At 74.0% G+C, this 8,088-nt stretch carries 12 protein-coding genes; 10 read left to right on the forward strand and 2 right to left on the reverse strand.

The genetic code is table 11. From position 1 onward, the window contains the following. Window positions 1–15: 15 nt before the first annotated feature. Window positions 16–1,395, forward strand: a complete 1,380-nt coding sequence (locus ACXJKG_RS05810) for a DUF1254 domain-containing protein (RefSeq protein ID WP_456844801.1) — start codon at window positions 16–18, stop codon at window positions 1,393–1,395. On the opposite strand, the gene ACXJKG_RS05815 is transcribed toward ACXJKG_RS05810, so the two are convergent. After that, entirely contained in the window at window positions 1,396–1,848 is a 453-nt protein-coding gene (locus ACXJKG_RS05815; RefSeq protein ID WP_456844802.1) for a hypothetical protein, read from the reverse strand. It lies immediately after the preceding gene. After that, on the reverse strand, window positions 1,839–2,393 hold the full coding sequence (locus ACXJKG_RS05820; protein WP_456844803.1) for an RNA polymerase sigma factor: 555 nt from the start codon (window positions 2,391–2,393) through the stop codon (window positions 1,839–1,841). The genes ACXJKG_RS05815 and ACXJKG_RS05820 overlap by 10 nt, the downstream gene beginning before the upstream one ends. Before the next feature lie 150 nt (window positions 2,394–2,543). Between ACXJKG_RS05820 and ACXJKG_RS05825 the strand changes: the two genes are divergently transcribed. From ACXJKG_RS05825 to ACXJKG_RS05865, 9 genes are read left to right on the forward strand one after another with little or no spacing between them, the layout of a single operon-like run. After that, entirely contained in the window at window positions 2,544–2,993 is a 450-nt protein-coding gene (locus ACXJKG_RS05825; RefSeq protein ID WP_456844804.1) for an Asp23/Gls24 family envelope stress response protein, read from the forward strand. Continuing rightward, the gene (locus tag ACXJKG_RS05830; protein WP_456844805.1) at window positions 2,990–3,382 is read left to right on the forward strand and encodes a hypothetical protein; all 393 of its coding nucleotides are present in this window, start codon (window positions 2,990–2,992) and stop codon (window positions 3,380–3,382) included. The genes ACXJKG_RS05825 and ACXJKG_RS05830 overlap by 4 nt, the downstream gene beginning before the upstream one ends. A 9-nt stretch (window positions 3,383–3,391) precedes the next feature. After that, window positions 3,392–3,571: a DUF2273 domain-containing protein gene (locus ACXJKG_RS05835; RefSeq protein WP_456844806.1), complete on the forward strand. Its 180-nt coding sequence runs from the start codon at window positions 3,392–3,394 to the stop codon at window positions 3,569–3,571. Beyond that, window positions 3,564–3,923, forward strand: a complete 360-nt coding sequence (locus tag ACXJKG_RS05840) for an Asp23/Gls24 family envelope stress response protein (RefSeq protein ID WP_456844807.1) — start codon at window positions 3,564–3,566, stop codon at window positions 3,921–3,923. The genes ACXJKG_RS05835 and ACXJKG_RS05840 overlap by 8 nt, the downstream gene beginning before the upstream one ends. Beyond that, window positions 3,920–4,495, forward strand: coding sequence for a DUF6286 domain-containing protein (locus ACXJKG_RS05845; protein WP_456844808.1), 576 nt, complete (start codon window positions 3,920–3,922; stop codon window positions 4,493–4,495). The genes ACXJKG_RS05840 and ACXJKG_RS05845 overlap by 4 nt, the downstream gene beginning before the upstream one ends. After that, the gene (locus tag ACXJKG_RS05850; RefSeq protein WP_456844809.1) at window positions 4,492–5,070 is read left to right on the forward strand and encodes a hypothetical protein; all 579 of its coding nucleotides are present in this window, start codon (window positions 4,492–4,494) and stop codon (window positions 5,068–5,070) included. The genes ACXJKG_RS05845 and ACXJKG_RS05850 overlap by 4 nt, the downstream gene beginning before the upstream one ends. 48 nt (window positions 5,071–5,118) lie before the next feature. Then, window positions 5,119–6,387: a DUF1254 domain-containing protein gene (locus ACXJKG_RS05855; RefSeq protein WP_456844810.1), complete on the forward strand. Its 1,269-nt coding sequence runs from the start codon at window positions 5,119–5,121 to the stop codon at window positions 6,385–6,387. A 57-nt stretch (window positions 6,388–6,444) separates the two neighbouring features. Continuing rightward, window positions 6,445–6,825 (forward strand): nuclear transport factor 2 family protein, encoded by a 381-nt coding sequence (locus tag ACXJKG_RS05860; RefSeq protein ID WP_456844811.1) that lies wholly within the window; start codon window positions 6,445–6,447, stop codon window positions 6,823–6,825. A gap of 4 nt (window positions 6,826–6,829) precedes the next feature. Continuing rightward, the gene (locus tag ACXJKG_RS05865; RefSeq protein WP_456844812.1) at window positions 6,830–7,933 is read left to right on the forward strand and encodes an epoxide hydrolase family protein; all 1,104 of its coding nucleotides are present in this window, start codon (window positions 6,830–6,832) and stop codon (window positions 7,931–7,933) included. The last annotated feature ends 155 nt before the right edge of the window (window positions 7,934–8,088 follow it).

The following is an 8,088-nucleotide window of genomic DNA, read 5'->3' on the forward strand; positions in this document are numbered from 1 at the left end:
GGCCAGACTCGGGCCATGACACTGCCCGGGGACCTCGGCCGCGTGCGCCTCGACGGCGAGCTGCCCAGCCGAGACGACCTCTCCCTCGTGTTCGACGTGCTCGACCACCAGCTGGCCACCCAGGTGTACCTCTGGGCGCTGCCGCTGGTGTCGTACGCCCAGTGGCAGCAGCAGCACCGCGAGGTGTTCATGGCCACCGACTACGACATCGTCCACTACGTCACCTACGCCGACCGGCTCGGGCTCATCACGGCCAACGCGACGACGCCGTACCTCGTGTCGTTCATCGACCTGAGCCGCACCGGCCCTCTGGTGGTCGAGGTACCGCCCGGTCCCGTCGCCGGTGGCGCGTCGGACTTCTGGCAGCGGGAGTTCGCGGTCCTCGGCGAGATGGGGCCCGACGAGGGCGGCGGCGGAAAGCATCTGATCCTGCCGCCGGGCGTCGAGCAGCCGGCCGTCGACGAGGACTACTACGTCCACCGCGCCACGGGCATGAACGTCATGTTCGGCTTCCGGACCCTGGACCCGGACCCGGTGCGGGCGCAGGGCATCGTCGACGGCCTGCGGATCACGCGGCTCGACGAGATGGCATCGCCCCCGACCCGGGTGCTGTCCCCCGACGGTCGGCGCTGGGACGGCGACCAGCCCCGCGGCCTGGCCTACTTCGAGCGGCTGCACGAGGTCTACCAGACCGAGATCGTCGACGAGCGCGACCGGTTCTACCTCGCGATGATGCGGCAGCTGGGGATCGAGAAGGGCAAGCCGTTCGCCCCCGACGAGCGCCTGCAGCGGATCCTGACGCAGGGCGCCGAGGCGGGGGAGCTCATCGCGCAGGCCAACACGTTCGCCAAGCGGTTCGAGGGGTCGAGGTACTGGCCGGACCGGGCCTGGGACCTGGCGCTGGCGCTGAGCAGCCCGACGCAGCGGGGGCCCGACCACGACGAGCTGCTCGAGCGGGCGTCCTGGTTCTACGAGGCCGTCAGCTTCTCCGAGGCGATGAAGAGCCGGACGCCCGGCAAGGGGCAGGCGTACCTGGCGGCGTACGTGGGGTCCGACGGACAGTGGCTCGACGGCGGCCGCGACTACACCCTGCACGTGCCTGCCGACGTGCCCGCCGCGGGGTTCTGGTCCGCCACGGTGTACGACGTCCGGACACGGTGCCTCGTCGACAACCCGCAGCAGCGCGGCGACCGCGGCTCGCGCGACGCCGACCTGGCCCGCAACGCCGACGGGTCGGTGGACCTCTGGTTCGGGCCGTCGGCGCCCGAGGGTCGGGAGGACAACTGGGTGCAGACGATCCCCGGGCGGCACTGGTTCTCGTACTTCCGGTTCTACGGTCCGCTGGAGCCGTACTTCGACCGCACCTGGACGCTGGGGGACATCACGCCGCGGTGATCACAGGTGCCTCGGGTCGGCCGTGACGTCACCGACGGAGACGTCCACGCGGACCCGGGTCAGCGGCGGGGCGGTGAGCCCGAGGGTCTCGGCGGCGGCGGTCGCGGCCCGGCGGCGGACCTCGTCGGCGAGCGGCAGGAGCGGCGTGCCGTACAGCGCGACGACCTCGACGGTGAGGCGGTCCAGCTCGTCGTCGGGGGTGGTCGTGCAGGTGATCCGCAGGGCACCGGCCCGCGGGAGGTCGTCGAGCGCGACCCGGACCCGGCCCACCAGGGCGGTCGACGCCACCCACAGCGCGCCTCCCGGCAGCCGACCGCGGACCGGCGCCGAGGGGCGGAAGGCGCGGACGGCCGCGGCGACGACGTCGTCGCGCAGCGCGACCCACCCGGCGTCGGTGTGCTCGCGCAGCGTCCGGGCGGCCTGCGCGAGGAGCTGGTCCCCGTTCATCGCCATGCCTCCATCCGCCGGACCAGGTGCGCCCGCGCCCGGTGGAGCTGGCCGCGGACAGTGCTCGTCGTCGTGCCGGCGACCTCGGCGATCTGGTCGTAGGACAGACCTTCCACCTCCCGGAGCAGCCACGTCGAGCGCGGACCCGGCGGGAGCTCGCGCAGTGCGGCGTCGAGCGCCTCGCGCAGCTCCGTCGCCTCGGCCGACCGCTCGGGGTCGACCGCGTGACGATCCTCCTCGTCGTCCGGTGCGAACGGCAGGGGCATCGCGGTGCGGGGGCGGCTGCGCTGCAGGGACCGCACCTTGTGCGCCGTGATGGCGAACAACCAGGTGCGCAACGACGACCGGCCCTCGAAGTGCGGCAACGAGGCCCACGCGGCGGAGAAGGCCTCCTGCACGCAGTCCTCGGTGTCGCGAGGATCATCGAGCATCCGGCGGGCGTAGCGATAGAGCGCGGGGCCGTGCCGGTCGACGACGACGGCGAACGCCCTGCGGTCGCCGAGCCCGGCCCGCCGGGCGAGCACCTCGTCGGGAACCTCGCGCTCGTCCATCCCGAGCACTGTGTGCCCGGCCGTCGCCGACCGCATCCCGGCGAGTGTGACGCAGGTCACACCGGATCGGGCGTGACGAATCGGGCGCGACCGCGACCAACCAGGGGTACGCGCCGATCCGGCGCGGGCAGACGTCGAGAGAAGGTCACCATGAGCGAGCCCACCGTCACGGCCCCGGCCACCCGCTCGCGCCAGAGCGCGCTGGTCACGCCCGAGGGCAGCACGACGATCGCCGACACGGTGGTCAGCAAGATCGCCGGCATCGCCGCGAGCGAGGTCACGGGCGTCCACTCCCTCGGCGGCGGCGCCGCCCGGGCCATGGGCACCCTGCGCGAGCGCATCCCCGGCGCGCGCACCAACCACTCCCAGGGCGTGTCGGTCGAGGTCGGGGAGACCGAGGCCGCCGTCGACCTCGACCTGGTCGCCGAGTACGGCGTCTCGATCGCCGACCTGGCCAACGGCATCCGGCGCAACGTCATCAGCGCGGTCGAGCAGATGACCGGCCTGCACGTGGTCGAGGTCAACGTGTCCGTCAACGACGTGCACCTGCCGCAGGACGACGCGCAGCCGGCCGCCCCGCAGGAGCAGCGGGTCCAGTGACCGGTCCCGACGAGGCGCCGGTGCCCACGCCGCTGGACGTCGCGCCCGACGTCGCCCCCCTCGACCTGGTCGAGCCCCGGCCCGAGGTCGTCGTCATCGGCGACGTCGCCCCGGACCCGCTCACCCCGGCCGAGGCGGTGGCCGCCGCCGTCCTCGCGGTGCCCGGCGTGGTCCGGCTGCACGGCGGCCGGTTCGGCGAGCTGGGCACCTACCTGCCGGGTCGCCGAGTGACGGGGGTCCGGATCGACGACGAGGGCACCGAGGTGCACGTCGTCGTCTCCGACCTCGTCCCCGTGCCCGACACCGCGGCCCGCGTCCAGCGCGCGGTCTCCGCGATCGCCCCGCGTCCTGTCCGCGTCCACGTCGAGGACATCGACACCATCGTCTGAGGAGCCACCATGTCGTCTGTCGCCATCGGGCTGTTCGCCGGCCTGCTGCTCGCGCTCGTCGCCGCCGTCGGCGGGTTCAGCATGTTCGTGCTCGCCTTCGTGCTCGCGGCGGTCGGGGTGCTCGTCGGCCTCGTCGTGGAGGGTCGCATCGACGTCTCCGGCCTCGTCGCGGGACGTCGCCGTGGCTGACGCCCGCGGCACGCTGACCATCGCGGACCGCGCCCTGACGCGGATCGCCCGACAGGTGACCCTCGAGGTGCCCGGCGTCGCCCCGGAGGACTCCGCGGGCACGATCGAGCGGAGGCTCGGGCGCGGCTACCCCCGGGTCCAGTGGCAGCGCGCCGGGACCCGGGCGCGCGTGCAGGTCGAGGTCGCCATCACCTGGCCCGCGTCCGCCGCCCGCGTCACGGTCGGCGTCCAGGAGGCCGTCCGCCGCGAGCTGGAGCGCCAGGCGGGCCAGGACGTCGACCACGTGAGCGTCGCCGTCCGCGAGGTCGTGCGTGTCACCTCCGACGCCCTACCGGCCGCGAGGGTGCGATGACTCACGTCGAGACCCCACGCGGCTTCGCGCCCGCCGCAGCCGCCACCCGTGCCGGCCGCGTCGGCTGGTGGAGCATCGCGCTCGCCGTGCTCCTCGTCGTGCTCGGCGTGCTCGTGGTCCGCGACGCGCTCGTGGCCGCCGTGACCGTCGACGGCGAGCCGTGGATCGCCCCTGTCGTGGACCGCGCGGACGGAGTCGGACCGTCGACGCTGGTCACCGTGGTCGGCGTGGTGCTCGCGCTGCTCGGCCTGTGGCTCGTCGTGATCGCCCTCGGGCGCCGCGTCCGCACGCGCCTGGCCGTCACGTCCTCGGCCGGCACGACGATCGGGATCGGCGACGCCGCGCGCCTCGCCGCGTCGGCGGCCGACGAGGTCGACCGCGTGCTGTCCGCCCGCGCCTCCGCCACGCGTCGCTCGGTCACGGTCACCGTGACGACCCTGGAGGGCGACGACGTCACCGACGCGGTCCGGGCGGCCGTCACCGAACGGCTCGCGCCCCTGGTGCGGCCCCTGTCCGTGAAGGTGGTCGGCAGGGTGACCGCCGGCCTGCACGCCGGGGGTGACGGGCGATGAGGCGCTCGATCCTGGCGTTCGACCGGGTGCTCCTGCTGCTCCTCGGCCTCGTGCTCGTCGTCCTCGGCGTGGCAGCCGTGGGCTGGCAGGTCGGCTTCCTCGCGGACGTGTGGCCCGACGTGCCGTCGTCCGTGGAGGTCGACACGGGACAGGTGACCGGGGCGTCGAGCTACGCCGTCCTCGCCGGGGTCGTCGGCGTCGCGCTCGTCGTCATCGGCCTCTGGTGGCTGCTGGCGCACCTGCCGCGCCGCACGGTCGGGTCGCTTCGGCTGCCGGACGGCGAGCAGTCCGGCCGCCTCGTCGTCGACCCCGGGCCTGCGGTGGCCACCGCCGCCGAGGTGCTGGCCGAGGACCCGCTGATCCGCTCCGCGCGCGGCGCCGTGCTGGCCGACCGCGGCGAGCTCGTCGTGCGCCTGCGGGCGACGGTCGACCCGGACTCCGACCTCGACGCGGTCGTGTCCGCCTGCGACCGCGTCCTGGCCGACCTGGCGCACGTCCTGCCGGCCGAGCAGCTGCGCTCGCGCGTGGAGCTGTCGGTGCTGCGGCGCGGGGAGGTCGGCCCGCGCGTGCAGTGAGGTCGCGTGCCAGAGTGGCTGCGACCGCTGCCGCGTGAGGAGACATCGATGACGGACGTCCGCGAGCTCGCCGCCGAGGCCTACCGCTTCGGCTACGCCTTCGTCGAGAACTACCGGACGCTCTACGCGCAGGCGGTCGACGCGGACGACCCGCGGTACGTCGGCGGGTTCGGGCACTACCGGCACTACTCGACGCCCGCACGGCCCGAGAACACCGACATCGTCACGCCGAACAACGACACCCCGTACTCCTGGGGCTGGTTCGACCTACGGGCCGAGCCGTGGGTGGTGTCGGTCCCGGCGGTCGACCGGTACTACATCCTCCCGTTCCACCAGCTCGACACCGTGTACGCGGGGTACGTCGGCGCCGTGACCACGGGCCAGGGCGCGGGGTCGTACCTGCTGGCCGGGCCGGGCTGGGACGGCACGGTCCCCGACGGGATCGCCGGCGTCGTCCGCTCGGCCACGGACGTCGTCGGCTGCCTGGGCAGGACGGCGTCCGTCGACGGCGACCTCGACGCGCTCCAGGCGATCCAGCGGTCCTACGAGGTCGAGCCCCTGAGCGTCTTCGCCGGTGTCCCCTCGCCCGATCCCGCTCCCGCGATCGACTGGCCGGTCTGGGACGAGCAGGAGCACACGCACGGCGTCGGGTTCTTCACGCTGCTCGACTTCCTGCTGCAGCTCGCCCCGGTCGCCGACGAGGACGCCGAGGTGCGGGCTCGGCTGGCCGAGATCGGGCTGACCGGTGAGGGCACGTTCGATCCCGCGGGCCGGGAGTCGGAGCTGCTCGCCGGGCTCGCCGACGGAGCGGCGACCCTCACGGAGCAGGCCGAGCGGACGACGACCTCGGTGGGACTGTTCGGCCTGCGCGCCGAGATGGCCGGCAGGTACGACCAGCGCAACCTCGGGGCGATGAAGGGCATCTTCGGACTGCCGACCTCCGAGGCCTGGTACGGCGGGTGGCTGGTCGACTCGGCGGGCGAGCACCCCGTCGGAGCACGCTCGTACACCGTGACGTTCGGCCCGGGCGAGCTGCCTGACGTGGCGTTCTTCTGGTCGGCCACCATGTACCGGCTGCCGGAGCGACTGCTGGTCGCCAACCCGATCGACCGCTACTCGATCGGTGACCGGACGCCCGGAATCGCGTTCGCCGAGGACGGCTCGCTGACCCTCCTGGTGCAGCACGACGCCCCGGCGGACACCAGCAACTGGATCCCCTCGCCGGAGGGTCCGTTCACCCTCGTCGTCCGCGGGTACGGCGGCGGCCCGTCGCTCCGGGACGGGACCTACCGGCTGCCGCCGCTGCAACGGGCCTGAGCCTGTCGGTGTCCGGGTGGAGACTCGACTGGACGGACACCGACCAGGGAGAAGCTGATGGGCAGGGACGCGGTCACGGGGTGGGTCGAGCGGTACGAGCAGGCGTGGCGGGACCAGGACGTGGACGGACTCGACCGGCTGTTCCACGAGGACGCCCGGTACCTGCGGTCGCCGTACGACCCGGAGCCGCTGGAGGGCATCGAGGCGATCCGGGGCTTCTGGAAGGACGACACCCCGTTCGAGATGACGGCGGACGTGGTCGCGGCCGACGGGCGCGACGCGGTGGTCCGGGTCGAGGTGCAGTACGGCGGCGACAAGCCGCAGGAGTACCGCGACCTGTGGGTGCTGCGGTTCGGGCCGGACGGGCGCGCCGAGCTGTTCGAGGAGTGGGCGTACTGGCCCGAGAAGACGTACTCCGCGGCGGCGGGGGACGCCTGACCCGGTGCAGCCGTTCACGGTGCACGTGCCCGACGAGGTCCTCGGCGACCTCCGGGACCGCCTGCGCCGGACCCGCTGGCCCGCCACGCTGACGTCCGTCGGCTGGTCGCGCGGCGTGCCGGTCGACTACCTGCAGGGGCTCGTCGAGCACTGGCTCGCCGGGTACGACTGGCGGCGGGTCGAGGCCCGGCTGAACGCCGTCGAGCAGGTCCGGACGTCGATCGACGGCCAGACGGTCCATGCCCTGCACGCCCGCTCGGCCGACCCCGACGCACTGCCGCTGGTCCTGACGCACGGGTGGCCGGGGTCGGTGCTCGAGTACCTCGACCTGCTGGCGCCGCTCACCGCGCCCGGGCCGGACGCGTTCCACGTCGTGGTCCCGTCGCTGCCGGGCGTGGGGTTCTCGACCCCGCTCTCCGACGAGGGCTGGGACCACGGCCGGATCGCCCGCGCCTGGGCGGCCCTGATGTCGTCGTTCGGCTACGACCGGTACGGCGCCGCCGGCGGGGACACGGGGTCGGTGGTGTCGCCCGAGCTCGGCCGGGTGGCGCTCGGCAGCGTGGTCGGGGTGCACGTGCACGGCAACCTCGACGTGCCGCCGTCCCACGAGGCGCGCACCGACGCCGAGCGCGAGCGGCTCGCATGGGCGTCCCGTCGTCGCGAGACCGACACCGGCTACGCCGCGATCCACTCCACCCGCCCGCACACGCTCGCCTACGGGTTGGCCGACTCGCCCGTCGCGCAGCTGGCGTGGATCGTCGACAAGGTCCACGACTGGACCGACCCGGCCGTCGACGACCCCGCCGAGGCCGTCGGGCGCGACCACCTGCTCGACCTGGCGACCCTGCTGTGGGTCACCGGCAGCGGCGCGACATCGACCCACCTGTACTACGAGAACCGGGTGGCGGCGCCGCGGACGGTCGTCGCCGACGACGTCCCGTTCGGGCACGCCCTGTTCCCCACGGACCCGGCGATCCGGCACGTCGACGCCCGCGCGCACCGGCTCGTGCACTGGACCGAGCACGAGCGCGGCGGGCACTTCGCGGCCCTCGAGGCCCCGAACCTGCTGGTGGGCGACCTGCGGACGTTCTTCCGCCCGCTGCGCTGACCCCGTGTACGGCTCGCGTGAAGACTTCGTTGCGTCCAGCGGAACGGAGTCTTCACGCGAGTGCCGCGGCGCCCGCCTCAGCCGCCGCGGTTGGGGGGCTCGAAGTGGATCCCGTCGTGACCGGCCGTCTCCTCGGCGCGGATGACGTGCATGAC

This window comes from Cellulomonas sp. P5_C6 (assembly GCF_054049635.1).